Below are 26,346 nucleotides of genomic sequence, written 5' to 3' on the forward strand. Positions count from 1 at the left end.
GAAATATCCGAGCCACGGCATTGGGCTATCTACGCCATGGCACGTATGATTCTTGCCATTTCCCCGCAGACTAGAAGCCTATGTCCCTGATAGTTCTACTGCTTTTGCCATTTATTGGCAGCTGTCTGGCAGCCCTTTTGCCACACAATGCACGCAACTCTGAATCCATCCTGGCAGGCGTGATAGCCCTGGCCGGGACCATTCAGATGGCCTTGTGGTATCCGCAAATCGCCCATGGCGGGGTCATCCGTGAAGAGTTCTTCTGGCTGCCAAGCCTGGGCCTGAATTTCGTCCTGCGCCTGGATGGCTTTGCCTGGCTGTTCTCCATGCTGGTACTGGGCATCGGCACTCTGGTCTCACTGTACGCCCGCTACTACATGTCGCCCGACGATCCCGTGCCGCGCTTCTTCGCCTTTTTCCTCGCGTTCATGGGCGCGATGCTCGGCCTCGTACTGTCCGGCAACCTGATCCAGATCGTGTTCTTCTGGGAACTGACCAGCGTTTTCTCCTTCCTGCTGATCGGCTACTGGCACCATCGCTCCGATGCCCGTCGCGGCGCCTACATGGCGTTGATGGTCACCGGCGCGGGCGGCCTGGCGCTGCTGGTCGGGGTGATGCTGCTGGGCCACGTGGTCGGCAGTTACGATCTGGATCGGGTGCTGGCCTCTGGCGACGCGATTCGCAATCACGCCCTCTATCCCCTGTTGCTGAGCCTGATCCTGATCGGCGCCCTGAGCAAAAGCGCGCAGTTCCCTTTCCAGTTCTGGCTGCCCCATGCCATGGCCGCGCCCACACCGGTGTCTGCCTATCTGCACTCGGCAACCATGGTCAAGGCCGGGGTGTTCCTGCTGGCGCGCTTCTGGCCGGTGCTGTCCGGCAGCGAACAATGGTTCTGGATCGTCGGCGGGGCTGGCGCCTGTACTTTGCTGATCGGGGCCTATTCGGCGATCTTCCAGAATGACCTCAAGGGCCTGCTCGCCTACTCGACCATCAGCCACCTGGGCCTGATCACCCTGCTGCTGGGCCTGAACAGCCCGCTGGCCGCCGTCGCTGCGGTGTTTCATATTCTCAACCATGCGACATTCAAGGCCTCGCTGTTCATGGCGGCCGGGATCATCGACCACGAAAGCGGCACCCGGGATATCCGCCGTCTCAGCGGTCTGATCCGTCTGATGCCCTACACCGCGACCCTGGCCATGGTCGCCAGTGCCTCCATGGCCGGGGTGCCGCTGCTTAACGGCTTCCTGTCCAAGGAAATGTTCTTCGCCGAGACCGTATTCATCTCGGCCACCGCCTGGGTCGAAATAGCCCTGCCGATCATTGCCACCGTGGCCGGGACCTTCAGCGTCGCCTACTCCCTGCGCTTTACCGTGGACGTATTTTTCGGCCTCAAGCCGAGCAACCTGCCCCATACGCCCCACGAACCGCCGCGCTGGATGCGTGCGCCGGTTGAGCTGTTGGTGTTGGTCTGTCTGATTGTCGGCATTTTCCCGGCGCAAGCGGTGGGTCCGCTGCTGGCCACTGCCGCGCAACCGGTGGTCGGCGGCACTCTGCCCGAGTACAGCCTGGCCATCTGGCACGGCTGGAACGCGCCGATGATCATGAGCCTGATCGCCATGGGCGGCGGCATTTTGTTGTTCCTGTTGCTGCGCAGGCCCATGAAACGCGAACGCTTTGCCGGGCCGCCACTGGTTTCGCGGCTTAACGGCAAGCGCCTGTTCGAGCGCAGTCTGGTCATCATGACGCGCCTTGCCCGGCGTTTTGAACGCCTGATCACTACGCGCCGCCTGCAACCGCAGCTGTTCATGATGGTGTTTGCCGCGCTCATTGCCGGTTTCATTCCCATGTACTTCAGCGGCCTGACCTGGGGCGAACGTCCGAAAATCCCCGGTTCCGGGGTGTTCGTCTGTCTGTGGCTGATTGCGATTGCCTGCGCCCTCGGTGCGGCCTGGCAAGGTAAATATCACCGCCTCGCTGCCTTGATCATGGTCGGGGTCTGCGGCCTGATGACCTGCGTGACCTTCGTCTGGTTCTCCGCTCCGGACCTGGCCCTGACTCAACTGGTGGTGGAAGTGGTCACCACGGTGCTGATCCTGCTTGGCCTGCGCTGGCTGCCGCGCCGTAACGAAGAGGTGGCGCCAACGATCAGCAGCCGCCTCAACGCCCGCACCCGCCGAGTCCGCGACCTGGCGCTGTCGGCCCTGGTCGGCGGCGGCATGGCGCTGTTGTCCTACGCCATGCTGACCCGGGCCACGCCTAATATCATCTCTTCGTTCTACCTGAGCCGCGCCCTGCCCGAAGGCGGCGGCAGCAACGTGGTCAATGTGATGCTGGTGGACTTCCGCGGTTTCGATACCTTTGGTGAAGTTACCGTATTGGCAGCCGTGGCCCTGACCGTATTCGCCCTGCTGCGCCGCTTCCGTCCGCCCCGCGAGAGCATCGCCCTGCCCGCCCAGCAACGCCTGCTGGCCAAGGATGTGGTCACCGACCTGGTCAATCCGCGCAGCGCCAGCGATACCGCCCTGGGCTTCATGATGGTCCCGGCCGTACTGGTACGCCTGCTGCTGCCTATTGCCCTGGTGGTGTCGATGTACCTGTTCATGCGCGGACATAACCAACCGGGCGGCGGTTTCGTCGCCGGTCTGGTCATGTCGGTGGCGTTCATCCTGCAATACATGGTTGCCGGAACCCAGTGGGTCGAAGCGAAAATGAGCCTGCGGCCGCTGCGCTGGATGGGGACGGGGCTGCTGTTCGCCCTGTTTACCGGTATTGGCGCGATGTTGATGGGTTACCCCTTCCTGACCACCCATACCGCGCATCTGACCCTGCCGCTGCTGGGTGAGATTCACGTGGCCAGCGCGTTGTTTTTTGATATCGGCGTGTATGCCGTGGTGGTCGGCTCGACCCTGTTGATCCTTACCGCTCTGGCTCACCAGTCGGTGCGCAGCCATCGCCCGACTGCGCTGCCCAAGCCGATTGCGGCCAGGCCAGATGAACCCGGAACGTCCGGATCTGCCGTTGGAGCGAGGCTTGCCCGCGAATGAAACTTACCCGGAGTAACAGAAAGATCGCGTCGTTGATTTCGCGGGCAAGCCTCGCTCCAACAGCGGTAAAGCTCAGCCAGAAAGTGAGGGATCTCTAATGGAAGAAGTCATCGCAATCGCCATCGGTGCCCTGGCCGCGTCCGGGGTCTGGCTGATCCTGCGGCCGAGGACCTTTCAGGTGGTGATGGGCCTGTGCCTGCTGTCCTACAGCGTGAACCTGTTCATCTTCAGCATGGGCAGCCTGTTTATCGGCCGCGAGCCGATCATCAAGGACGGCGTGCCGCAGAACCTGTTGCACTACACCGACCCGCTGCCCCAGGCCCTGGTCCTCACCGCCATTGTCATCAGCTTCGCCATGACCGCACTGTTCCTGGTCCTGCTGCTGGCGTCCCGTGGGCTTACCGGCACCGACCATGTCGACGGCAAGGAGCCGCGCCAATGACGGGTATCGATTCGCTGATCATCGCACCGATTCTGCTGCCGCCCCTGACAGCCGCGATCATGCTCTGGCTCGGCGAAAAACACCGCACACTCAAGGGCTGGCTGAACCTGGCCTCGACCCTGCTCGGCCTGCTGATTGCCGTGGTGCTGTTCTGCTGGGTGCAGCAGACCGGCAGCAGCGGCTCATTTGGGGTCTATCTGCCCGGCAACTGGCAGGCGCCCTATGGCATCGTCCTGGTGGTGGATCACCTGTCGGCGCTGATGCTGGTACTCACCGGGATCATCGCCTTCTGCGCCCTGCTGTTCGCCCTGGCGCGCTGGCACGGCGCGGGGGCGAGCTTCCACGCACTGTTCCAGATCCAGTTGATGGGCCTGTATGGCGCCTTCCTCACCGCTGACCTGTTCAACCTGTTCGTGTTCTTCGAGGTATTGCTGGCAGCCTCCTACGGCCTGATGCTGCACGGTTCCGGCCGTGCGCGCGTATCGGCGGGCCTGCATTACATCGCCATTAACCTGCTGGCTTCGTCACTGTTCCTGATCGGCGCGGCACTGATCTATGGCGTGACCGGCACCCTCAACCTGGCCGATCTGGCCCTGAAGATCCCTCAGGTTCCCGAGGCCGACCTGGGCCTGCTGCATGCCGGCGCGGCGATCCTCGCCGTAGCCTTTCTGGCCAAGGCCGGAATATGGCCGCTGAACTTCTGGCTGGTCCCGGCCTATTCGGCGGCCAGTGCACCGGTTGCGGCGCTGTTCGCGATCATGACCAAGGTCGGTATCTACACCGTGCTGCGCCTGTGGACCCTGTTGTTCTCGGCCCAGGCCGGAGCCTCGGCGCTGTTTGGCGGCAACTGGCTGATCTACGCGGGCCTGGTCACGCTGTTTGTCGCTGCGGTATCGATCATTGCCGCCCAACGCCTGGAGCGCATGGCCAGCCTGAGTATTCTGGTCTCGGCCGGGATTCTGGTCGCCGCCATCGGTTTCGCCCAGCCGAGCCTGACTGCCGGGGCCTTGTTCTACCTTGTCAGCTCGACCCTGGCCCTGAGCGCCATGTTCCTTCTGGCCGAGCTGATCGAACGCTCGCGCTCGGCCAACGAGATCGCCCTGGACGACGACCCTGACCTGCTGCCACGCAACCTTGAATCGCTACATCCGCCAGTGGGGAGCAACCTCGATGACGAGCAGAAGGTCGTGGTCGGCAAGGTCATCCCCCGCACCATGGCGTTCCTTGGCCTGAGCTTTATCGCCTGCGCCCTGTTGATCATCGGCATGCCGCCGCTGTCGGGATTCATCGGCAAGCTGAGTCTGCTCAGCGCCCTGCTCAACCCCCTGGGCCTGGATGTGGCTCAGGATGAACCGGTGCGCGGCACCAGTTGGGCGTTGATCGGCCTGCTGATCTTCTCTGGCCTGGCGTCCCTCCTGGCTTTCTCGCGCATCGGCATCCAGCGCTTCTGGAAACCGAGCGAGCGACCATCACCGATCCTGCGCACCTACGAATGCCTGCCCGTAGTGATCCTGCTCGGCCTGTGCATCGCCCTGACCTTCAAGGCCGAGCCGCTGCTGCACTACACCCGGGACACGGCCAATGCATTACATGATCCGCAGCAGTACATTTTTTCGGTCATGGCCGCGCGCCCGGTCCCCAACCCTTCGACAGCACAGGAGCAGCAGCCATGAAGCGCCTGTTTCCCGCGCCTTGGCTGAGTGTGGCGCTGATCCTGTTGTGGCTGCTGCTGAACCTGTCCATGAGCCTGGGCAACTGGCTCCTGGCGATTCTGTTCGGCGTGCTTGCCCCATTGCTGATGGCGCCACTGCGGCCGTTACCGGTGCGGATCGGCAAGCCCACGATCATTGTGCGGCTGTTTTTGCTGGTGGGCCGGGATGTCGTGGTATCCAACCTGCAGGTGTTCTGGCAAGTATGGTCGGCCGGACACAAGCCACCGCGCTCGGCCTTCGTCAAGGTGCCTCTGGACTTGCGCGACGCCAACGGCCTGGCCGCCCTGTCGATGATCTGCACCGTAGTGCCCGGTACGGTCTGGACTGAACTGGCGCTGGATCGCAGCGTGCTGTTGATGCATGTCTTCGATCTGGACGACGAAGCGGCCTTCATCGCGCACTTCAAGACCACCTATGAGCGCCCGTTGCTGGAGATCTTTCAATGACTGACCTGCTCGAAAACGCCATCCTGCTGAGCCTGTTCATCTTTGCCCTGGCGATGGTCCTGACCCTGATCCGCCTGTTCAAGGGACCTTCGGCGCAGGACCGGGTCCTGGCACTCGATTATCTGTATATCGTCGCCATGCTGATGATGCTGGTGCTGGGCATTCGCTATGCCAGTGACACCTATTTCGAGGCGGCGCTGCTGATTGCCCTGTTCGGCTTTGTCGGCTCGTTCGCCCTGGCCAAGTTTCTACTGCGCGGCGAGGTGATCGAATGACGGCCCTGGAAACACTACCTCTGTGGGTGCAGATCGTCACCGCGCTGCTGGTCCTGGCCAGTAGCCTGTTCGCCCTCACCGGGGCGGTGGGCCTGCTGCGCCTGCCGGACTTCTTCCAGCGCATGCACCCACCGGCCCTGGCATCAACCCTTGGCGCCTGGTGCGTGGCCCTGGCCTCGATCGTGTTCTTCTCGGAACTCAAGTCGGCGCCAGTGCTGCATGCCTGGCTGATCCCGATCCTGCTGGCCATCACCCTGCCGGTAACCACCCTGCTGCTGGCGCGCACTGCACTGTTCCGCAAGCGCATGTCCGGGGAGGACGTGCCGCCGGAGATCAGCAGTCATGGGGGGAATGGGGATTCAGCGGGGGGTTGACGCGATTCTTTACTGTAGGAGCTGCCGAAGGCTGCGAAAGCGATGTATCGGGTAGATCCATTCGCAGCCTTCGGCAGCTCCTACAGGAGATCGCCGGACTAATTCAGCCGGGCGGATCAGGCCAGCTCGGCAACAACAGCCGCCAGGGCCTTGGCCGGATCGGCCGCCTGACTGATCGGACGGCCGATCACCAGGTAATCGGAGCCGGCATCAAGCGCCTGACGCGGGGTCAGGATGCGGCGCTGATCGTCCTGGGCACTGCCCGCCGGGCGAATGCCGGGGGTGACCAGTTGCAGCGACGGGTGCGCCGCCTTCAGCACCCGGGCTTCCAGGGCCGAGCAGACCAGACCATCCATACCGGCCTTTTCCGCCAGGGCTGCCAGACGCAGGACCTGCTCTTGCGGCTCGATATCCAGACCGATGCCCGCCAGGTCTTCACGTTCCATACTGGTCAACACGGTCACACCGATCAGCAGAGGCTTGGCGCCACTACGCTGATCCAGTACGTCACGGCAGGCCGCCATCATGCGCAGGCCGCCGGAGCAATGCACGTTGACCATCCATACGCCCATTTCCGCCGCCGCCTTCACCGCCATGGCCGTGGTGTTGGGGATATCGTGGAATTTCAGGTCCAGGAACACTTCGAACCCCTTGTCGCACAAGGTCTCGACAATGCCCGACGCGCTGCTGGTGAACAGCTCCTTGCCGACCTTGACCCGGCACAGCCGTGGATCGAGCTGGTCGGCCAGCTGCAACGCGGCGTCACGGGTAGGGAAATCCAGGGCGACGATGATAGGAGTCTGGCAGACGGACATGGGCGGGGTCTCAGGCAAGTCGAAATCGGCGCGCATTGTAGCTGAAGCTGGCAATGATCGGTAACCGTTCAGGATGGCAGGTATTCGCTTATCTACCATGTCTGAATCGGAATGAGATTTTTAGTGGGAGCGAATTCATTCGCGAATTGGCCCGTCAAACTCATTCATTTCTATAATCTGAAATACCGCTTTCGCGAATGAATTCGCTCCCACAGTTCTTTCCCGCAGCCCTGTTTGAGGTTCCCCCGTTAAAAACGCACCGGTGCCGGGCATGGCCCGCACCAATCGCAGTCGTATTGACGTCTCGTTAACGAGAACCGTTCTGCTTGCGACGACTTTTGAAACATTGCGACACATCCGCCTGCCGCTGGCATGACCGATGCAATCGGCCCCCTGATGTCTCAAACACTAGGGAGCACGATCATGAGCACACAACTGAAACCCACGTTGGGCACTCTGCATTTGTGGGGGATCGCCGTCGGCCTGGTGATTTCCGGCGAATACTTTGGCTGGAGTTATGGCTGGGGTGTGGCCGGGACCCTCGGCTTCCTGCTGACGTCGCTGATGGTCGCGGCGATGTACACCTGTTTCATCTTCAGCTTTACCGAGCTGACCACCGCCATTCCCCATGCGGGCGGCCCGTTTGCCTACAGCCGTCGCGCTTTCGGCGAAAAAGGCGGGCTGATCGCCGGGCTGGCGACGCTGATCGAGTTCGTCTTCGCCCCGCCCGCCATCGCCCTGGCCATCGGCGCCTATCTCAACGTGCAGTTCCCGGCCCTGGACCCACGGCATGCGGCGGTGGGCGCCTATATCGTGTTCATGGTACTGAATATCCTCGGCGTGCAGCTGGCAGCGACCTTTGAACTGGTGGTGTGCATCCTTGCCGTGCTGGAATTGCTGGTATTCATGGGCGTGGTGGCACCAGCCTTCAGCTTCAGCAACTTCGCCCTCAACGGCTGGGCCGGTTCCGATACCTTCAGCGCCCCGGCGATTGCCGGGATGTTCGCAGCGATCCCCTTCGCCATCTGGTTCTTCCTGGCTATCGAAGGCGCGGCCATGGCAGCCGAAGAAGCGAAAGATCCCAAACGCACCATTCCCAAGGCCTATATCAGCGGCATCATCACCCTGGTGCTGCTGGCCCTGGGCGTGATGGTCTTCGCCGGTGGCGTAGGGGACTGGCGTACGCTGTCCAATATCAACGACCCGCTGCCCCAGGCCATGAAAACCGTGGTCGGCGAAAGCTCCGGCTGGCTGCACATGCTGGTGTGGATCGGCCTCTTCGGCCTGGTCGCCAGCTTCCACGGCATCATCCTCGGTTACTCGCGGCAGTTCTTCGCCCTCGCCCGCGCCGGTTATCTGCCTGCGTCCCTGGCCAGGCTGTCGCGCTTCCAGACCCCGCACCGGGCCATTATTGCCGGCGGCATCATCGGCATCGCCGCAGTCTACAGCGACGGCCTGATCAACCTCGGCGGCCTGACCCTGACCGCTGCCATGATCACCATGGCGGTATTCGGCGCCATCGTCATGTACATCATGAGCATGCTCAGCCTGTTCAAGCTGCGCAAGACCGAGCCCAACCTGGAGCGCACCTTCCGCGCCCCCGGCTACCCGATCGTGCCCGGTATCGCCCTGGTCCTGGCGGTGGTCTGCCTGATCGCCATGGCCTGGTTCAACGTGCTGATCGGCCTGATCTTCCTAGGTTTCATGGTGGCGGGCTTCATCTACTTCAGCCTGACCGCACATTCGCGCGCGGCAGCTCCGAGCGATGCCATGCTCACCGGGCTGTAGGGGATTCGTACAAAAGGGCATGGGAAGCCTAGACTTGAACCATTGAGCGCAGCACAGGCTCAAACCGGTATCACAAGAAGGAGAACCCTATGCCCTGGTATGCCTGGTTAATATTGTTGATTGCAATCGGCTCGATCGTCGGCGGCCTGATGATGCTCAGGGACTCGGCGAAGAAGCTGCCTCTCACCGAAGAACAACTCAAGCGCGTCCATGAGCGTAACGCGCAAGCGGATGCGCAGGACGCACGGGATCGTTAAGCCGATCAGACACAACGCGATCATCTGGAAAAGTCTGTGGGGCCGGCTATAGCCGGTCTCACGACAATCTCCAATCAAAGCTTACTGACGCCCCCATTCCCCGCCACTGCCCGATTCGAGGCCAGCGGCGTTACCGCGATGCGAAACGGCTGAAAGATCTTCAGCATCTGACCGTTATCACGCAACTTCTTGAGCAAGTCAGCGAACTGCGGCCCGGTCACGGGGGCATGCGGGCTCAGCAACGCGTAATGACGGTAGACCTGATCGACGCGCTCCGAAGGCATCAACTGGCGAGCCTCATCACGATTGCGCGCCATGAAATCGCTGAGGTAGGAACGCGTCACCAGGGCGATATCCGCCCGCCCGCGCAGAATCATCAACAGATTGCTGTCGTGGGAATAGGTCAGGCTGACGTTGAAGTGATCAGTCAGGTACTTGGGGTCCGGATTGAACTGGGCAAAGGCGTAGTGATACCCGGCAAACAGCGCCAGCCGCTTGCCCTTCAAGTCGTTGAAATAGCTCTGGTCGCGCCCCGGTGCCTTGCTGGCGACAAAGATCTCGGCATCCTCCAGGCCCATATCCACGGCGACATGAGGGATGTCCTGCCAACCCCATTCGGGATTCTCGAAGATGGCCATGTCCGTTCGACCCTGCTCGAAATCGCGGAAGCGTCGCGGAATCGAAGTTGGCACCAGAACGAATTTGAAATCGCTCTGGGCGGCATTCAGGGCCTCGACCAGCTCCGGCAACAGACCGGTGTCGGCGCCCTTTTCCGGGCGAATCGTGTAAGGGGGGAAATGCGCGGCGCCAATGCGCACAATCTGCTGGGCGCCAACCGGCCAAGCCAGCAGCGTCACGGCAGCCAACAACAAGCCCTGGAAAGCAGTCCGTACCGGCAAAAACATCAAGACTGCAACCTCCGTGGATTAGGGATACTGGCTAAGCTAGGAGGTTTCTGGCGATTAGACAACTGGCAAATCAGAGCTTTGCGAGGCTTTTATGAGGCATCGTTTAGCTTCGATACTGGCATAAAGCCCTTTCGCCCAACAGGGCCGGGATCAGAAGGCATGCATCATGAAATCAGGACGTCAATTGCGCGAAAAAAAAATGTGGGAAATATTCATCACACGAACAGATCATGCGCAGCGCGAAACAAGGATGAACCTGTGCGGGCACTTGGCCGCCTGAAGCTGGTCCAGATGGTATTGCGCAGAACCCCGACGCTGCATCAGCGCACCGGGCAGACAGGGCTTTAAGTGTCTACGCTGCACTGAAACGCGAAAAGAGGAGCTTGATATGCCGCACTGGCTGGTTATTGATCTGGAGGCGACCACCGAAGAAGGTGGCTGGCCTGTGGCTGAGATGGAAATCATTGAGATCGGCGCCACACTGGTCAATCAGGACGGACGCGAGCTGGACCACTTCGAACGCTTCGTCCGCCCGCAGCGGCGCCCCCTGCTGACCCACTTCTGCCGCGAACTGACCCACATCACCCAGGACAATATCGATACAGCCGCGCCCTTGACCACGGTATGGCCGCAGTTCGAACGCTGGCTGGCCCATCATCAGGGCCGGGTGATGGGCTGGGCCAGTTGGGGTGAATATGACAAGCACCAATTGCAAGAAGAATGGCGCCAGCACGAGCTGACCAGCGTGCTGAGCGGCATGCCCTACGTCAACCTCAAGCAGCGCTTCGCCCAGGCCCGCCAGCTGCAACGTGCCCCGGGCCTGAATGCCGCGCTGCAACTGGCCGGAATGCAGTTCAGCGGGCAACAACACCGCGCCCTGGCTGACGCGCGCAATACCGGCCGGCTGTTGCCGCTGATCCTGCCGCGTTGAACAATACGCATTTGCTCAAAGGGTGACGATGACAGAAGCCTTGGGCATACTGGCCGCCTCTTTTTGCCCCTTACCCGAGAAAATACCCATGTTCAAAGTCAACGAATACTTCGATGGCACCGTGAAATCCATCGCGTTCGCCCAGGCTGAAGGCGAAGCGACCATTGGTGTGATGGCCGCGGGCGAATACGAGTTCGGCACAGCCAAGCGCGAAATCATGCACGTGATCTCGGGCGAGCTGACCGTCAAACTTCCGGACAGCAGCGACTGGGAAACCTTCAAGACCGGCGACCAGTTCAATGTTCCGGCCAACAGCAAGTTTCAGCTGAAAGTGGCCGTGGATACGGCTTATCTGTGTGAGTACCGTTAAGACCGCTGCTTTCTGAACCGGATCCTGAGTACGGCACCGTTGTGCGGCAGATTCAGGGTCTGTAGGAGCTGCCGAAGGCTGCGAACGGTCTTATCCGGCACACCGCTTTCGCAGCCTTCGGCAGCTCCTACGCAAACCGTTTTACCCCGGCAACCGATCTAGGAAGCGCCCTCCCGCGCATTGAACTGCAACGCCGCCAACCGCGCATACAGCGGGTTGCTGGCGATCAGTTGCTGATGCGTGCCTATCGCCACAAGACGCCCCTGATCGATCACCGCAATGCGGTCGGCATTCTGCACCGTCGCCAGGCGGTGGGCGATGACCAGAGTAGTGCGACCCTGCATCAGGCTCGGCAAGGCTTCCTGAATCAGGTACTCGCTCTGCGCATCCAGCGCGCTGGTGGCTTCGTCCAGCAGCAGGATCGGCGCATCCACCACCAGCGCCCGGGCAATTGCCAGACGCTGACGCTGGCCGCCGGACAGGCCTGAACCGCCGTCGCCCAGATGGGTCTTGTAGCCGTCGGCCAGTTCCATGATGAACTCATGGGCATGGGCGATGCGCGCCGCCGCTTCGACCTGCTCGAAAGTGGCCGCCGGGTTGCCGTAGCGGATGTTGTCTTCGACGCTGCCGAAGAACAGCGCCGGGCTCTGGGAGACCAGGGCGAAACAGCGGCGCAGGTCCAGAGGATCGAGACGCTGAATCGGCATGCCCTCGATAAGCACCTGGCCCCGCTGCGGGTCATAGAAGCGCAGCAGCAGGTCGAACAGGGTCGATTTACCGGCGCCTGAAGGTCCGACCAGGGCCAGGGTCTCGCCGGCATTGATGGTCAGGCTCAGGGCATCGACTGCGTTGCGCTCGGGTCGCGACGGGTAGGCAAAGCTGACTTCCTGCAGCTCCAGGTTACCGCTGACCCGCTGCGGCAACCTCAGCAGATCGCTGACCGGCGCATGGATCTCACTGCGCGCCTGCAACAGTTCGCCAATGCGCTCAGCCGCACCGGCTGCCCGTTGCAACTCGCCAAGCACCTCACTGAGGGTGCCGAAGGAACTGCCGACAATCAGGCTGTAGAACACAAATGCAGCCAGCTCACCACTGGAAATAGTACCCTCGATCACGTCCATGCCGCCGACCCAGAGCATCACCGCCACCGCTCCCAGCACCAGCACGATCACCAGGGTAATCAGCCAGGAACGCTGCAGAATGCGCTTGCGCGCGGTCTCGAAGGCTTCCTCGGCGGTCACGGCAAAGCGTTGCTTGTCCTGCTGTTGATGGTTGTAGGCCTGTACCGTCTTGATCTGGCCCAGGGCCTCGGCGACGTAACTGCCGACATCGGCGACCCGGTCCTGACTCTGTCGCGACAGCGTGCGCACACGGCGACCGAAAATCAGGATCGGCGCCACCACCAGGGGCAATGCCACCACCACGATACTGGTCAACTTGGGATTGGTGATGAACAACAGAATGATGCCGCCGATCACCATCAGCACGTTGCGCAGGAACATCGACAGCGACGAGCCGATCACCGACTGCAAGAGCGTGGTATCGGCAGTCAGGCGCGACTGGATCTCGGAGCTGCGGTTGTTCTCGTAGAAACCCGGATGCAGCTCGATGAGATGATCGAAGACTTTCCTGCGCAGGTCCGCCACCACTCGTTCGCCAATCCAGGACACGAGGTAAAAACGCGAGAAGGTGCCGATGGCCAACGCCACGATCAGTAACATGAACAGACCGATGGACTCGTTAAGCAACTGTGGCGAGCGGGTCATGAAACCGTGATCGACCATCAGTCGGATGCCCTGCCCCATGTACAGGGTGATACCGGCGGTGACGATCAGCGCCACCAGGGCCCCGAATGCCCGCCAGCGATAAGGCGCGATAAACCGCGCTGCGAGGCGGATTGCCTGACGCTGGCGTGCGGAAAAAACTGCAACCATGAAACCTCCACCAGCCTGCGGCTGTGCACATTAGCGGCAGAGCCTACACCTAATCACCGGTCACGTCGGCACCGGCACGGATGAACTCTGCCGCACGCGACGAGTCAGGTTAATAGTCAGGGTTTTAGATTGGATTGATCTAAGCCGACACTGGCAGCCAGCCACCGTTTCTGGTGGAGTGAAGACGCGCTTGAGGCACACGCAGATGTCATGCCGTGGTCATCAAGCGACAGTAGCTTGAGCACTACCTGATGAGCCGATGAGGAGAAAGACCATGAGCTTGCAAGACAGCAGTAATCAAGTCCAGGTCGTTCGAGCCAACCCTAACCTACATGTAGGCGGGGCGGTTCTCGACAAGGATGGGCGGGAAATCCTGATCACCGAAGAGATGGTTCAGGCCGCCTGCCAGGAATGCGACAAGCACTGGGTCAAACCGGAAAAACAAGATTGACGCGACAAAAAAAACACTTGAAACCCGACCCAGTTGTCGGGTTTTTCTTTTTTTAAAGCAGCCAAAAATGACGTTGTTGGAGCCAGGCTTGCCCGCGAAAACCATCTTTCAACGATGAAAAAGGTATCGGACGTACTGACCTCTTCGCGGGCAATTCGCGCTCCAACGGCGCCTGTCATTACGCCAGGGTCGCACCCAGGGCCGACACCAGCCGCACCAACTGCGGCGCATCGCCCTTGATCTTCACCGTCAACCCATCGATCTCGCGACGCGGCGGGTAATGCTTGCGCAAGGCATCGAAGGCCACCGGCTGGCTGACCGCGTCAACCAGGCTGCGACGAAAATCCGCATCGTCACGACGCGGGTCATAGACACCACGACACAGCATGTTCAAGGCCCAGGTCGGGTCGGTAGCGCTGTCCAGGGTGACTTCGGCCAGCCAGGGCTGCGGCAGCAGGTCGGCGAGGCTGACAGTCGCGCCCTGGCCGAGAAATGCGCAAAGCGCCTGATAAATCTGCGCGGTGCCGCGTTGGCGGCCATCGAGGCTGTAACCGGCGATATGCGGCGTGCCGATAACACACAGGTCGGCCAGGCCGGTATTGACCTTCGGTTCACCTTCCCAGACATCCAGCACCGCCTGCAGGTCCTCGCGATCGAGCAGTACCTCGTGCAGCGCCGCGTTATCCACCACCGGGCCACGGCTGGCATTGATCAGCCAGCAGCCCTGGCGCAATTGGCGCAGACGCGCGGCATCGAACAGGTGCCAGGTCGGGTGCTCGCCGCCCTTGTCCAGGGGGGTGTGCAGACTGATGGCATCGCACTGCTCGATGATCTGCTCGAGGCTCACGTAATCACCGCCTTCGGCCGCCTGGCGTACCGGATCGCACACCAGCACCTTCCAGCCCAGGCCCTGCAGGACCTTGACCAGACGCCCGCCGACCTGTCCGGCGCCGACCACGCCATACGTGCGTGCCGCCAGATCAGCACCTTCGATCTCCGCCAGGGTCAGCAGGCTGCCCAGCACATAGTCCACCACCCCACGGGCGTTACAGCCTGGAGCGCTGGACCACTGAATGCCCGCCTCGGCGAAATAATCCAGGGCCAGATGATCGGTGCCGATGGTGCAGGTGCCGACAAACCGCACCGGGCTGCCTTCGAGCAGTTGCCGGGTAACCGGCGTTACCGAGCGCACCAGCAGGATATCGGCCTCGGCCACCGCCGCACGATCAATGGAGCGGCCCGGCAGACGATGGATATCGCCCAGATGGCCGAAGAAGGCATCGAGCAACGGGATATTTTCGTCAGCGACGATTCGCATGATGGGACTCCAGGCAGTGGCGGAAGCGCAGACAGGCGCGATAGCGGGCAGCAGGATCAATCCTGCTTCTTGCGGATCCAGTACAGGAACGTGCCTTCCTGAGCCTGCTGTTCGACCAGTTCATGGCCGAGAAAAACGCAGAACTTGGGAATATCGCGACGGGTCGAGGGGTCAGTGGCAATGACCTTGAGCAGCCCGCCAGCAGGCAGGTCGCGGACTTTCTGGTGCAGCATCATCACCGGTTCAGGGCAGTTGAGGCCGCTGGCATCGAGGACAGCGTCCACGGCCAGGCTTTCGATGGATTCAGGCATGAGGGACTCCAAAAACTGGCGGGCATTGTCGCTCAATTCCGCCTGGCCAGGAACATCCGTTGGAGCGAGGCTTGCCCGCGAAGGCCACGGCACGGTATGCCTGACTTACCGCGTGGCTCAATTCGCGGGCAAGCCTCGCTCCAACGGCCCTGCTCATATCATTTGCGCTTGATATCAAGCCGGCGCAAATGACAGGTCACTTCCTCGCGGTCGTGATACAGCTGCTTGCAACCAATGGAAACCTTGACCCCGCGCTCACGGAAGCCCTCCTTGATGCGTTCCAGCAGGCGGCGTACCTCGGCGTAGCGCTGCTTCATCGGCAGCTTGAGGTTGACTACGGCCTCACGGCAGAGTCCTTCACCGAGCCAGGTTTCCAGCAGCGCGGCATTGCGAGCCGGTTTCTCGACGATATCGCAGACCATCCAGTCGACCGGCTGTCGTGGCTTGTAGGTGAAGCCATCAGCCATCAAGTGCTGGACCAGCCCCGTATCCATAAGGCTTTCGGCCATCGGCCCGTTGTCGATGGCGGTGACCAGCATGCCCCGACGTACAAGTTGATAGGTCCAGCCACCTGGCGCGGCACCGAGGTCGACGCCGGTCATGTCGCTGGACAGACGCTCGTCCCATTGGTCGCGAGGAATGAAGTGATGCCAGGCCTCTTCCAGCTTCAGGGTCGAACGGCTCGGCGCTTCACGGGGAAACTTCAGGCGCGGGATACCCATGGGCCACATGGCCGAGTTACCGGCGTCGGCCAGGCCGAGGAATACCTCGCGACCGCTCTTGAAAGTCAGTAGCAGACGCGGCTTGCGCGGGTCGTCCTGCAACTTGCCGGCCTGGGTCAAGGCCTTGCGCAGCGGTGCCTCGAACTTCTTGCAGAAGGTCGACAATTCCTTGCCATCATTGGTGTCCACCACCTCCAGCCACAGGCTGCCGCAGACCGGGAAGTCGGTCATGTGCGCCAGAATCACGCTGATGCGGTCGGTTTCCGGCAAATCGACGAACACCCCACGCGCCCACTGCCGGGGGAAGATCAGTTCGGCGAACCGCTGGCCCTGCATCAGGCGCTCAGCCCCGTCCGGCTCGGTGCAGATGAATTCGGCGCAGGCGCTGTCAGGCTTGGCCTTGGCATAACCGGCGACATTCAGGCGGGCGGCGTGTTCGGCAATTTCCGAGCAGACCTCCCCCTCGAAACCGGGCCGGCAATGCATCAACAGGGTGTTCATGGGCAACTCCAAAAACCAGGGGGTCGGGGCGTCACCCCACAGACTTCAAAGGCGCGCATGATAGCCGAATCAGGAACCACTGGCGCTGCCAAGCGGTCCAGTGCATAGAACCAGCCTGACAACGCCGTCATTTGGCGACCTCATCCAGTCCGTAACCGTGCGGACCGTTCGGGAGTTATTTTCATGTCTTCGCTCGATAGCCTGAAAAGCCTCAAAACCCTGCAAGTCGATAACAAGACCTACCACTACTTCAGCCTGCCTGACGCCGCCCGCAGCCTGGGCGACCTGGACAAGCTGCCCATGTCCCTGAAAGTGTTGCTGGAAAACCTGCTGCGCTGGGAGGACGGCAAGACCGTCACCGGCGACGACCTCAAGGCCCTGGCCGCCTGGCTCGGCACGCGCAGTTCGGACCGGGAGATTCAATACCGTCCGGCGCGGGTACTGATGCAGGACTTCACCGGCGTCCCTGCGGTGGTCGATCTGGCCGCCATGCGCGCCGCCGTGGCCAAGGCCGGAGGCGATCCGCAGCGCATCAACCCGCTGTCGCCGGTGGACCTGGTCATCGACCACTCGGTGATGGTCGACAAGTTCGGCGACCCCAGCGCCTTTGCCCAGAACGTTGATATCGAAATGCAACGCAACGGCGAACGTTATGCCTTCCTGCGCTGGGGCCAGAGCGCCTTCGACAACTTCAGCGTGGTGCCGCCGGGCACCGGTATCTGCCACCAGGTCAACCTGGAATACCTCGGCCGTACCGTCTGGACCAAGGACGAGGACGGCCGCACCTATGCCTTCCCCGACACCCTGGTCGGCACCGACTCCCACACCACCATGATCAACGGCCTCGGCGTGCTTGGCTGGGGCGTGGGCGGTATCGAGGCGGAAGCGGCGATGCTCGGCCAGCCGGTGTCGATGCTGATCCCGCAAGTGATCGGCTTCAAACTGACCGGCAAGCTCAAGGAAGGCATCACCGCCACCGACCTGGTGCTGACCGTCACACAAATGCTGCGCAAGAAAGGCGTAGTGGGCAAATTCGTCGAATTCTACGGCGACGGCCTGGCCGATCTGCCCCTGGCCGACCGCGCCACCCTGGCCAATATGGCCCCGGAATACGGCGCGACCTGCGGCTTCTTCCCGGTGGATGATGTAACCCTGGACTACCTGCGCCTGTCCGGACGCCCGGCGGAAACGGTCAAACTGGTCGAGGCTTACTGCAAGGCCCAGGGCCTGTGGCGCCTGCCGGGGGCGGAACCCGCGTTCAGCGACAGCCTGGAACTGAACATGGATCAGGTCGTCGCCAGCCTGGCCGGGCCAAAACGCCCACAGGACCGAGTCGCCCTGCCCGATGTGCCCCAGGCCTTCACTGACTTCCTCGGCCTGCAACTGGCGCCGCCCAAGCACGCGGAAAGCCGCCTGGAAAGCGAAGGTGGCGGCGGTGTCGCGGTCGGCAATGCCGATCAGGTCACTGACGAAGCCGACTATGAATATGAAGGCCATACCTATCGCCTGAAAAACGGCGCGGTGGTCATCGCCGCAATCACCTCCTGCACCAACACGTCCAACCCCAGCGTGATGATGGCGGCTGGTCTGGTGGCGAAGAAAGCCGTGGAAAAAGGCCTGCAACGCAAGCCTTGGGTGAAAAGCTCCCTGGCCCCCGGCTCCAAGGTCGTGACCGATTACTACCACGCCGCCGGGCTGACTCAATACCTTGACGCCCTGGGCTTCGATCTGGTCGGCTACGGCTGCACCACCTGTATCGGCAACTCCGGGCCACTGCCGGAGCCTATCGAGAAAGCCATCCAGACCTCCGACCTCACCGTGGCCTCGGTGCTGTCCGGCAACCGCAACTTCGAAGGTCGCGTGCATCCGCTGGTCAAGACCAACTGGCTGGCCTCGCCGCCCCTGGTGGTGGCCTATGCCCTGGCAGGCAGCGTGCGCATCGATCTGAGCAGCGAGCCATTGGGCACCGGCTCCGACGGCAAGCCGGTCTATCTGCGCGATATCTGGCCGACCCAGAAAGAAATCGCCGCCGCAGTGGAGCAGGTCAATACCGGCATGTTCCATAAAGAGTACGCCGAAGTGTTCGCCGGGGATGCCCAGTGGCAAGCCATCGAAGTGCCTCAGGCGGCAACTTATGTCTGGCAGGATGACTCCACCTATATTCAGCACCCGCCGTTCTTCGAAAATATCGGCGGGCCGCTGCCGGTCATCGAGGACATCGGCGGTGCACGAATTCTCGCCCTGCTCGGCGACTCGGTAACCACCGACCACATCTCCCCGGCCGGTAATATCAAGGCCGACAGCCCGGCGGGCCGCTACCTGCGCCAGCAAGGCGTGGAGCCCCGGGACTTCAACTCCTACGGCTCACGCCGGGGCAACCATCAAGTGATGATGCGCGGCACCTTTGCCAATATCCGCATCCGCAACGAAATGCTCGGCGGCGAAGAAGGCGGCTTTACCTTGCACGTACCGACCGACGAAAAACTGCCGATCTATGACGCAGCCATGCGTTATCAGAGCGAAGGCACACCCTTGGTCGTCATCGCAGGGCAAGAATACGGTACCGGTTCCAGCCGCGACTGGGCAGCCAAGGGCACCAATCTGCTGGGGGTCAAGGCGGTGCTTGCCGAAAGCTTCGAACGCATCCACCGCTCCAACCTGGTAGGCATGGGCGTGCTGCCGCTGCAATTCAATAATGGCCAAAGCCGCAAGACCCTCAAGCTCACCGGCAGGGAAACCCTGAATATCAGCGGCCTGAGCCATGCCGACCTGCAACCGGGGATGCGCCTGGACCTGGAAATCGTGCGCGAAGACGGCAGCCGGGAGCGCTTTGACGTGCTGTGCAGGATCGACACCCTCAATGAAGTGGAATACTTCAAGGCGGGAGGGATTCTGCATTATGTGTTGCGGCAGTTGATTGGTAACGCTGCCGCCTGAATGGGGAATCCCGTTGCAGCTGCCGCGACATCGCTCACGCCGTGCTGTCGTGCAGCAGACACTGACCTGTAGGAGCTGCCGTAGGCTGCGAATGGCTTCCCATCGTTTTCGCAGCCTACGGCAGCTCCTACAAGGTCGCGTTTCAATTCAGGTATTTGTGTCGTGTTTGATAGGAGTACCGCCTACATCCAAAGTAGCGACCTCACGGGGGCTATTCAGAGCTAAACTCCGCCGCGCCCCAAACGGCATTGTGGAGTTTGTCTTGCCTGTTATCCGCTGGACCGCTTTCGTTTTACTCGCCCTGGGCTACGGCCTTGCCTTGGCCTACGGTCAATTGCAAGCGTCGGCAATTCTCGGTTTTGCCCTGCTGGCGGTGGCGGCTGTATGCACCCGCACGGCGCAGCCAAAGCATGTCCGCTGGCTCGGTCACGGCCTGTTTGTAGTGCTGGCGATCGCCCTGGCCGCACACTGGTTGCCCGGCTTCGCCAACGCTCGAGTGATTGCGGCCACGCGTTTCAGCGCCGATGCGGTGCCCTTCACGATGTACCTCAACCTCGACAAACCGCTGATCGGCTTCTGGCTGCTGCTGGGCTGCCCCTGGGTGGCGACGGGCGTCTGCACCGGGCGCACGCTGCGAATCGCATTAACCACACTGATACTCACCACTGTGGCCTGCATGGCGCTGGCGATGTCTCTGGGGGTCGTTATCTGGTCGCCAAAATGGCCGGATACCACGGCACTATGGCTGGCAAACAACCTGCTTTTGGTGAGTCTGACTGAAGAGCTGCTGTTTCGCGGCTATATTCAAGGCGGCTTGCAACGTTTACTCAAAGGTATCGCACACGGCGACACCCTGGCCCTGGGGTGCGCTGCTGCACTGTTCGGTCTGGCCCACATTGGAGGTGGATGGCAATGGATGTTCCTCGCGACATTGGCCGGTGTCGGCTACGGCATGGCTTATCGGCGGGGCGGCCTGCCGGCGGCACTGCTCACCCATTTCGGTCTGAATCTGGTGCATTTCGGCCTGTTCAGCTACCCGATGCTGGAGTGAGCGACCGGCACATTCAAACGAGTGTGCCCTGACCGCCACCCACCCTTCGCCTCAATTTATCGACATCGCTGCCGATAAACCTCGAAAGCCTATGCGGATCTCATCAGCTCATGCGCAATAACCAGCCCGTCACTCAACGCGAACGTACCTTCCCGGCGCAACAGCGGTTGATCTCTACCACCAACGCCAAAGGGGTGGTCACCTACTGCAACGAAGCGTTCGTTGAAATCAGCGGTTTTACCCGTGAAGAGCTGCTCAACGCTCCCCATAACATCGTGCGCCATCCCGACGTGCCACCGGCCGTCTTTGAACATATGTGGACGACCCTCAAACAGGGGCAACCCTGGATGGGCATCGTCAAGAACCGTTGCAAGAACGGTGACCATTACTGGGTCAACGCCTACGTCACGCCGATGTACGAAAATAACCAGGTCGTGGGCTTTGAGTCGGTGCGGGTCAAGCCTACCGCCGAACAGATCAAGCGCGCCGAAGCACTGTATGAGCGTATCAACAAGGGCAAGTCCGCCATCCCGAACCAGGACAAATGGCTGCCGGTGCTGCAGGACTGGCTACCCTTCATCATGGTCAGCCAGATCAGCTTCCTGATTGGCGTGTGGCTCAACTCGCATTGGGGCTTTGTCCTGGCGGCGGCGGTTTCCGTACCGCTCGGACTGCTGGGCCTGACCTGGCAGCAGCGCGGCATCAAGCGCCTGCTGCGCCTGGCCGAACAAACTACCTCGGACCCATTGATCGCGCAGATGTACACCGACAGCCGTGGCCCTCAGGCGCGCCTGGAGATGTCCATCCTCAGCCAGGAAGCCCGTCTGAAAACCTGCCTGACCCGCCTGCAGGACACCGCCGAGCAGCTCAACGGCCAGGCCCGCACCTCCAACTCCCTGGCCCACTCCAGCTCCACCGGCCTGGAACGCCAGCGCGTCGAGACCGAACAGGTAGCCACTGCCATCAACCAGATGGCCGCGACCACTCAGGAAGTCGCCAACCACGTACAACGCACCGCCGATGCCACTCAGCAGGCCAATGAACTGACCCGTCGCGGTCGTGACATTGCCAGCGAAACCCGCGAAGCCATTCAACGCCTGTCGACGTCCGTAGGCGAGACCGGCCTGACTGTGACTCAACTGGCCAAGGACAGCGACGAAATCGGTGGCGTGGTCGATGTGATCAAGGGCATCGCCGACCAGACCAACCTGCTGGCGCTCAACGCCGCCATCGAAGCGGCACGCGCCGGGGAAATGGGTCGCGGCTTTGCCGTGGTTGCCGACGAGGTCCGCCAATTGGCGCAACGCACCACCGAATCCACCGGGCAGATCCATGGCCTGATCGCCAAGCTGCAACAAACCGCCAACAACGCCGTGCAAACCATGAACTCCGGCCATCGCCAGGCCGAAGAAGGCGTTGCCCGCGTTCTGGAAGCGGACCAGGCGTTGATCGGCATCAGCGAGGCCGTGGCCAATATCACCGACATGACCACCCAGATCGCCGCCGCCACCGAGGAGCAAAGCGCCGTGGCCGACGAGATCAGCCGCAATATCGCCACCATCTCGCAACTGGCCGATCAGACCGCAGACGAAGCCCAGCGCTCGGCCAGACTCAGCGGCGAACTGACCGATACCGCCAATACCCAGTACTCGCTGGTGGAGCGTTTTAACCGCTAGGACGGTCATACTGCCAGGCCCCTGACATGGGTGGGGGCCTGCTTTCGCGGAATGACATCACGGCTTGCGACAACACCGCCCCTACGGGATCTCATTCCACGGCGGAAGCCCGAGCCACCCCATATATTCATACGAACTACAGCTCCCAACAAAACAACACATTTGAATGACAGACTAATATATTAATACTGAGTGTATTTTCTGATATTCAAGTAGGCAGTTTCCTAGGACGTTTCACTACCACCAATAACAGCTTATTTATGACTAATCTCCTACAGCCTTCCTACAGAAAAGCTGAGCCTCCTGGCAATAGCCTCTCACACCACCGATCGCCACATCCCTTGCCGCACGGGCAATACAGACCATTTACAACGAGAAAAACCCTCCACTGCGCAATAAATTGCAACATCCACTGCTGCCCATTTGAACACTATTGCAGCCAAAACCCTCCAACTTGACGCACACGACTATTAGCCCCTGTAATGTTTGTCACCAAATAAAACGACGAACATTCGTAGTTAACTATTTATTGCCCAATGGTTAATACAGGAGCCGATGATGAACATACACGACCCAGCCAGCCCCTCAGGCCAATCAGTTGAACAACACGATATATCCCGCGAAGAAAATACGGTCTCAGCCGCGCCGTCCACAAAGGACCACGACATACCTGCGCCCCATCGACCCTGGGTGCAAGACATCTCCAACACCCTGCAAGCCCCGCGCCTGCCCAACCTCGACCCACAAAACATCAGCCATGCCCAGGCCTGGGCCGGTATCTGCATCCATATCCCCGGTTCACCACAAATGGCCGAAGGCGACACAATCGTCTTCCACTGGGGCATGAACCGCTCCTCGACCCGCATCATGCATGCGGTCGGCATGACCGCCACCGTGCGTGTGCTGTGCGTCGCTTACGGCTTTCTCAACCATATCCAGTACGGCCTGGTCGATGTGTATTTCGAGGTCTTGCGCCGGGACAAGAAGATCGGCACATCTCCGGCAACACGGGTCATCGTCCAACGGGACCCGGCACGCCAGCGCGACACCGAGAGCTGAACCCACTACTCGTTGCAGAGGAGGATCTGCATATGCCACCACTGAAATCCCCGTGCCCAGACCATCAGGATGAATGGCTGGCGCCGGAACTTGAAACAGACGACCCACAGGCGTCGCAACCAGCGCACAAACAATCGACAGACCCGCTTTGCCCACCGCTCTTTCCCCAGGCCAACAGCAGCAACTCGATCTGCCCGATCCTCAGCCCCATGGGCACCTGCCTCAAGGTCAAGCCTTACCCGGCCATGAAAATCGGCGACGCCGTGCTGGCCTGCGTGACGTTTTTCGACCGGGCTGTCGGCGGCATGCAGGTGGCCCGGGCCGAATTCACCCAGACCCAACTGGTCATGCACCAGCATATGCAACAGGGCCTGCACTTCTTCATCCCCAGGGAAAACCTGATCGCCGTCGGCTATGGCCGCGCCGAAGCCCACTACCGGGTGATGCGCAAAAAGACCGAGCGGCGCTCCGCTACCTGTGGCGCGATGATCGATATGCGCTACTACAGCCAGTGCACTTCATTGACCACCTGACCCATAAAAAAACAGGGCCCCTGCGGCGACGCAGGAGCCCTGAAAGTCACCCGATACGCACATCGGGCGAGCTCACATCAGCTTGATCAGAAGGCCAGACGCAGCCCGAGATTAGCCCCCCACGGTTGCTCGACGTCCTTGCCCTTCATGTAGTCGAAGTCCGCGTGCAGTTGCAGACGCTCGGACAACGACACCGCCACACCCGCCCCCACTTCGGCACGGGAGCCGAACAGGTTGTTGTCGAAGCTCGTGTCATTGATCCTGACCTCGTTGCGCCGCGAGAACTCGTGGGCCACGGCTACCCGCACATAAGGCTGCAACAGCCCGCCATCCTTGAGCTGCACACGCTTGCCGAGGGTGCTGCCGACCTTGCCAAGGGTCGACTGGGTACGGTTGTTCTTCGCCTGCAGGCCGTTATCCATGCGATAGCGATCGCCCTGGATATGCACCGTCGCCAACTGGGCAAAAGGCTCGAGGAAGTAATCATCGTCCAGCTTGATATGCCGACCGAACTCCACCGAGCCACCGATGGCCGAGTTGTCATAGTCACCCTTGCTCTTGCTCGCATCGCTCATGGCCACATCGGACTCATTGCGGAACCGGTTGAGCTTGAGCACCCCGTCCAGGTAATAGCCATCCTCCGACAGCCAGGTGCCATAGGCGCCCACATAGTAGCTATTGACCGTCCCGGTGGTACCGCGGCTCAGGTCCAGGTCCGACTTGCTGTAACCGCCCATCAGGCCCAGCAATAACTGGCCACTGGCAGTGGGCACTGGCGCATCGGCACCGAACGAAAGACCGCTCTGCTTCTGCCGATAATCGACGCCATCACTGGTGGTGGCATTGAAGCGATTGCCATAGGCACGAATCCAGCCACCGCCCTGTTCACTGCCACGCACCTCACCCATGCGACTGCGCAAGGTCGACAGCTCACTCATCCAGATGGTCGGCGCCGCGTTGAACAATGCCAGGGCCGAACGGGCCGTCGGACTGATGGTCTTGCCATCACCGACAATGAACCAGTCATGGCCCTGTTGCTCAAGCAGATAGGAATACGCCCCCAGATCCACCCGACCACCGAGCAGATTGAAGCGGGCACCACCGCCTTCGGTATCTGACGATTGCCGCAAAAGCGGAAGGCGTGGCGCATGTGACCTATTCGGTGCACAAGGCCGGGGAGCTTTTCGGCACATCGCTGGAGAGCAGTATCGACGTCTTTGTCACCTTGCCTGGCCCCAGCGAACTGGACGCACCTGTCATTCAAGGCAGCAGCGCATCGAACCCGAATACTGACGATAACTTCATTGATGAGGATGATTACGAGCTTAATAGCCGAGCCATTATCAAATGGAAGACCGGTTTTGCCCTCAGCGATGAACTGAACCTCTATTGGGGCGGTGAAACCATCCTCGCCTGGTATCAAATCAAGGCCAGCGATATCAGTGCACAGCGGGACCTGATCCTGCCGATCCCTAATGCAACGATGAAAGCTCAAGGGACCGGTGCGCAAATCCCCGTGTTCTATACCTTGACCCGCCTGGGTAATCCCAATCCGAAAGAGTCTCCCGTACAAGACGTCGTGGTGCGCTCCAAGGATGAAATGCCCGGAGGTGTCGATGGCCCGAACGGCCCAACATTCAATACAACACCAGAAGGCTACGTCGGTCCTATCGAAAACCCCAACGGCGCAGTAGTGACCATCGCTCCGTACTTGAATATTCGCGAAGGGCAAACCCTTGAATTCACTTTCAAGGCCTTCGACGAAACGAATAATCCTCTTCCAGCAGCCGACTTTTTTGGTGAACGAACACTGGATAGAAACGACGTGATCAATGGTTACGCCTTCACTGTTCCGCTGGATAATCTCAAACGAATCTGTTTCGGCTTTGGCGAGGCTTTTTTCAAAGTAGTGCCAGCTGCAGGCAGCAATCAAAGCGCTGCCACTTCCAGAACCACACGTGTACCCATCGACATGACTATCGCTGGCAAACGCTGCAACTGGCTCGCCGCTGCGTCTGAGTAATCAATTGGACACCCGTTATCGCCATAGCAGCGATAACGGGCTCTGAATTTTAGTAATACAAGGAGTTTACTTATGTATCCGCAACAACAAATCCAGGTTTATAGCGGTGAGGTTGACGACAACCTCCCTCTCCTCAACATAGCGATCGCCCTGAACGAAGACGGTCTGCTGCCGCTCAGCGCCCTAAATGCGCCTGTACAGGTCACTTTTGCGGCCTGGAACGATATCCGCGTCGGGACAACTTACCAATTGCTCTGGAATGGCCAACCCACAGGTCCGATCAATCCTGTCCAACCCACTGACAGGCCGGGCGATATTCTGACGCTTGAAATACCGCTTAACTTACTGCTTGAGGGCAAACATCGGATTGCGTACCTGCTCACCAACACAAACAACAACACCACGAATCAATCCCGGCCAACCCCGGTAGAAGTCGACCGCACCGCCCCCGGCAACCCCCTGCTGGCC

At 60.8% G+C, this 26,346-nt stretch carries 22 protein-coding genes and 3 pseudogenes; 18 read left to right on the forward strand and 7 right to left on the reverse strand.

All coding sequences use genetic code 11. From position 1 onward, the window contains the following. Nucleotides 1-80 precede the first annotated feature (80 nt). The 6 genes from ACCD02_RS20425 to ACCD02_RS20450 all read left to right on the forward strand — a co-directional run bounded on the left by ACCD02_RS20425 (nt 81) and on the right by ACCD02_RS20450 (nt 6,293). Nucleotides 81-3,044 carry a monovalent cation/H+ antiporter subunit A gene (locus tag ACCD02_RS20425; RefSeq protein WP_413305711.1) on the forward strand — a complete coding sequence of 988 codons (2,964 nt, stop codon included), beginning with the start codon at nt 81-83 and terminating at the stop codon, nt 3,042-3,044. A 97-nt stretch (nt 3,045-3,141) separates the two neighbouring features. Then, on the forward strand, nt 3,142-3,486 hold the full coding sequence (locus tag ACCD02_RS20430) for a Na+/H+ antiporter subunit C (protein WP_259101785.1): 345 nt from the start codon (nt 3,142-3,144) through the stop codon (nt 3,484-3,486). Then, nucleotides 3,483-5,159, forward strand: a complete 1,677-nt coding sequence (locus ACCD02_RS20435) for a monovalent cation/H+ antiporter subunit D (protein WP_413305714.1) — start codon at nt 3,483-3,485, stop codon at nt 5,157-5,159. The genes ACCD02_RS20430 and ACCD02_RS20435 overlap by 4 nt, the downstream gene beginning before the upstream one ends. Beyond that, entirely contained in the window at nt 5,156-5,644 is a 489-nt protein-coding gene (locus ACCD02_RS20440; RefSeq protein WP_413305716.1) for a Na+/H+ antiporter subunit E, read from the forward strand. The genes ACCD02_RS20435 and ACCD02_RS20440 overlap by 4 nt, the downstream gene beginning before the upstream one ends. Continuing rightward, nucleotides 5,641-5,919, forward strand: a complete 279-nt coding sequence (locus tag ACCD02_RS20445) for a K+/H+ antiporter subunit F (RefSeq protein ID WP_413305719.1) — start codon at nt 5,641-5,643, stop codon at nt 5,917-5,919. Before ACCD02_RS20440 ends, ACCD02_RS20445 begins: the two co-directional genes overlap by 4 nt. Beyond that, entirely contained in the window at nt 5,916-6,293 is a 378-nt protein-coding gene (locus tag ACCD02_RS20450) for a Na+/H+ antiporter subunit G (RefSeq protein ID WP_413305721.1), read from the forward strand. Before ACCD02_RS20445 ends, ACCD02_RS20450 begins: the two co-directional genes overlap by 4 nt. Before the next feature lie 116 nt (nt 6,294-6,409). Here ACCD02_RS20450 and pyrF read toward each other — a convergent pair whose 3' ends face one another. Further along, entirely contained in the window at nt 6,410-7,108 is a 699-nt protein-coding gene (pyrF, locus tag ACCD02_RS20455; RefSeq protein ID WP_413305724.1) for an orotidine-5'-phosphate decarboxylase, read from the reverse strand. 423 nt (nt 7,109-7,531) lie between these two features. On the opposite strand from pyrF, the gene eat reads away from it, so the two are divergent. Both eat and ACCD02_RS20465 read left to right on the forward strand, forming a co-directional pair. Beyond that, nucleotides 7,532-8,896: an ethanolamine permease gene (gene eat / locus ACCD02_RS20460; protein ID WP_413305727.1), complete on the forward strand. Its 1,365-nt coding sequence runs from the start codon at nt 7,532-7,534 to the stop codon at nt 8,894-8,896. Between the two features lie 89 nt (nt 8,897-8,985). After that, complete coding sequence (locus ACCD02_RS20465) at nt 8,986-9,153, forward strand: DUF2897 family protein (protein WP_413305729.1); 168 nt, start codon at nt 8,986-8,988, stop codon at nt 9,151-9,153. A gap of 74 nt (nt 9,154-9,227) precedes the next feature. Here the strand turns inward: ACCD02_RS20465 and ACCD02_RS20470 are convergent, their stop codons facing one another. Then, complete coding sequence (locus ACCD02_RS20470; protein ID WP_413305732.1) at nt 9,228-10,058, reverse strand: substrate-binding periplasmic protein; 831 nt, start codon at nt 10,056-10,058, stop codon at nt 9,228-9,230. 391 nt (nt 10,059-10,449) lie between these two features. On the opposite strand from ACCD02_RS20470, the gene ACCD02_RS20475 reads away from it, so the two are divergent. Beyond that, entirely contained in the window at nt 10,450-10,992 is a 543-nt protein-coding gene (locus tag ACCD02_RS20475) for an exonuclease domain-containing protein (protein ID WP_413305735.1), read from the forward strand. 88 nt (nt 10,993-11,080) lie between these two features. Then, nucleotides 11,081-11,362: a pyrimidine/purine nucleoside phosphorylase gene (locus ACCD02_RS20480; protein WP_413305738.1), complete on the forward strand. Its 282-nt coding sequence runs from the start codon at nt 11,081-11,083 to the stop codon at nt 11,360-11,362. 141 nt (nt 11,363-11,503) lie between these two features. On the opposite strand, the pseudogene ACCD02_RS20485 reads toward ACCD02_RS20480, so the two are convergent. After that, nucleotides 11,504-13,296, reverse strand: a pseudogene (locus ACCD02_RS20485) (ABC transporter transmembrane domain-containing protein). A 274-nt stretch (nt 13,297-13,570) separates the two neighbouring features. On the opposite strand from ACCD02_RS20485, the gene ACCD02_RS20490 reads away from it, so the two are divergent. After that, a complete protein-coding gene (locus tag ACCD02_RS20490; protein ID WP_413305741.1) occupies nt 13,571-13,747 on the forward strand; it encodes a PA1571 family protein in 177 nt (58 codons plus the stop codon). Nucleotides 13,748-13,925: 178 nt separating this feature from the next. Here ACCD02_RS20490 and pdxB read toward each other — a convergent pair whose 3' ends face one another. From pdxB to rlmM, 3 genes are all read right to left on the reverse strand, one after another. Then, nucleotides 13,926-15,065 carry a 4-phosphoerythronate dehydrogenase PdxB gene (gene pdxB / locus ACCD02_RS20495; protein WP_413305743.1) on the reverse strand — a complete coding sequence of 380 codons (1,140 nt, stop codon included), beginning with the start codon at nt 15,063-15,065 and terminating at the stop codon, nt 13,926-13,928. A 56-nt stretch (nt 15,066-15,121) separates the two neighbouring features. Next, complete coding sequence (tusA, locus tag ACCD02_RS20500) at nt 15,122-15,376, reverse strand: sulfurtransferase TusA (protein ID WP_259101816.1); 255 nt, start codon at nt 15,374-15,376, stop codon at nt 15,122-15,124. 158 nt (nt 15,377-15,534) lie between these two features. Then, entirely contained in the window at nt 15,535-16,599 is a 1,065-nt protein-coding gene (gene rlmM, locus ACCD02_RS20505; RefSeq protein WP_413305747.1) for a 23S rRNA (cytidine(2498)-2'-O)-methyltransferase RlmM, read from the reverse strand. 183 nt (nt 16,600-16,782) lie between these two features. Between rlmM and acnA the strand changes: the two genes are divergently transcribed. The 5 genes from acnA (at nt 16,783) to ACCD02_RS20530 (ending at nt 23,855) form a co-directional block, all read left to right on the forward strand. Further along, nucleotides 16,783-19,536 (forward strand): aconitate hydratase AcnA, encoded by a 2,754-nt coding sequence (acnA, locus tag ACCD02_RS20510; protein WP_413305750.1) that lies wholly within the window; start codon nt 16,783-16,785, stop codon nt 19,534-19,536. 262 nt (nt 19,537-19,798) lie between these two features. Beyond that, nucleotides 19,799-20,587 carry a CPBP family intramembrane glutamic endopeptidase gene (locus ACCD02_RS20515; RefSeq protein WP_413305752.1) on the forward strand — a complete coding sequence of 263 codons (789 nt, stop codon included), beginning with the start codon at nt 19,799-19,801 and terminating at the stop codon, nt 20,585-20,587. Between the two features lie 110 nt (nt 20,588-20,697). Then, nucleotides 20,698-22,263, forward strand: a complete 1,566-nt coding sequence (locus ACCD02_RS20520; RefSeq protein ID WP_413305755.1) for a PAS domain-containing methyl-accepting chemotaxis protein — start codon at nt 20,698-20,700, stop codon at nt 22,261-22,263. 690 nt (nt 22,264-22,953) lie between these two features. After that, complete coding sequence (locus ACCD02_RS20525) at nt 22,954-23,322, forward strand: hypothetical protein (RefSeq protein WP_413305758.1); 369 nt, start codon at nt 22,954-22,956, stop codon at nt 23,320-23,322. Between the two features lie 32 nt (nt 23,323-23,354). Further along, entirely contained in the window at nt 23,355-23,855 is a 501-nt protein-coding gene (locus tag ACCD02_RS20530; protein ID WP_413305760.1) for a hypothetical protein, read from the forward strand. Between the two features lie 86 nt (nt 23,856-23,941). On the opposite strand, the pseudogene ACCD02_RS20535 reads toward ACCD02_RS20530, so the two are convergent. Next, a pseudogene (locus ACCD02_RS20535) lies at nt 23,942-24,967 on the reverse strand (autotransporter outer membrane beta-barrel domain-containing protein); the annotation flags it as partial. Nucleotides 24,968-24,996: 29 nt separating this feature from the next. Here ACCD02_RS20535 and ACCD02_RS20540 point away from each other — a divergent pair. Both ACCD02_RS20540 and ACCD02_RS20545 read left to right on the forward strand, forming a co-directional pair. Further along, a complete protein-coding gene (locus tag ACCD02_RS20540; RefSeq protein WP_413305763.1) occupies nt 24,997-25,878 on the forward strand; it encodes a hypothetical protein in 882 nt (293 codons plus the stop codon). 72 nt (nt 25,879-25,950) lie between these two features. After that, nucleotides 25,951-26,346: pseudogene (locus tag ACCD02_RS20545) on the forward strand (hypothetical protein); the annotation flags it as partial.

Source organism: Pseudomonas sp. Pseusp88 (assembly GCF_047303955.1).
In the GTDB taxonomy this organism is placed as follows: domain Bacteria; phylum Pseudomonadota; class Gammaproteobacteria; order Pseudomonadales; family Pseudomonadaceae; genus Aquipseudomonas.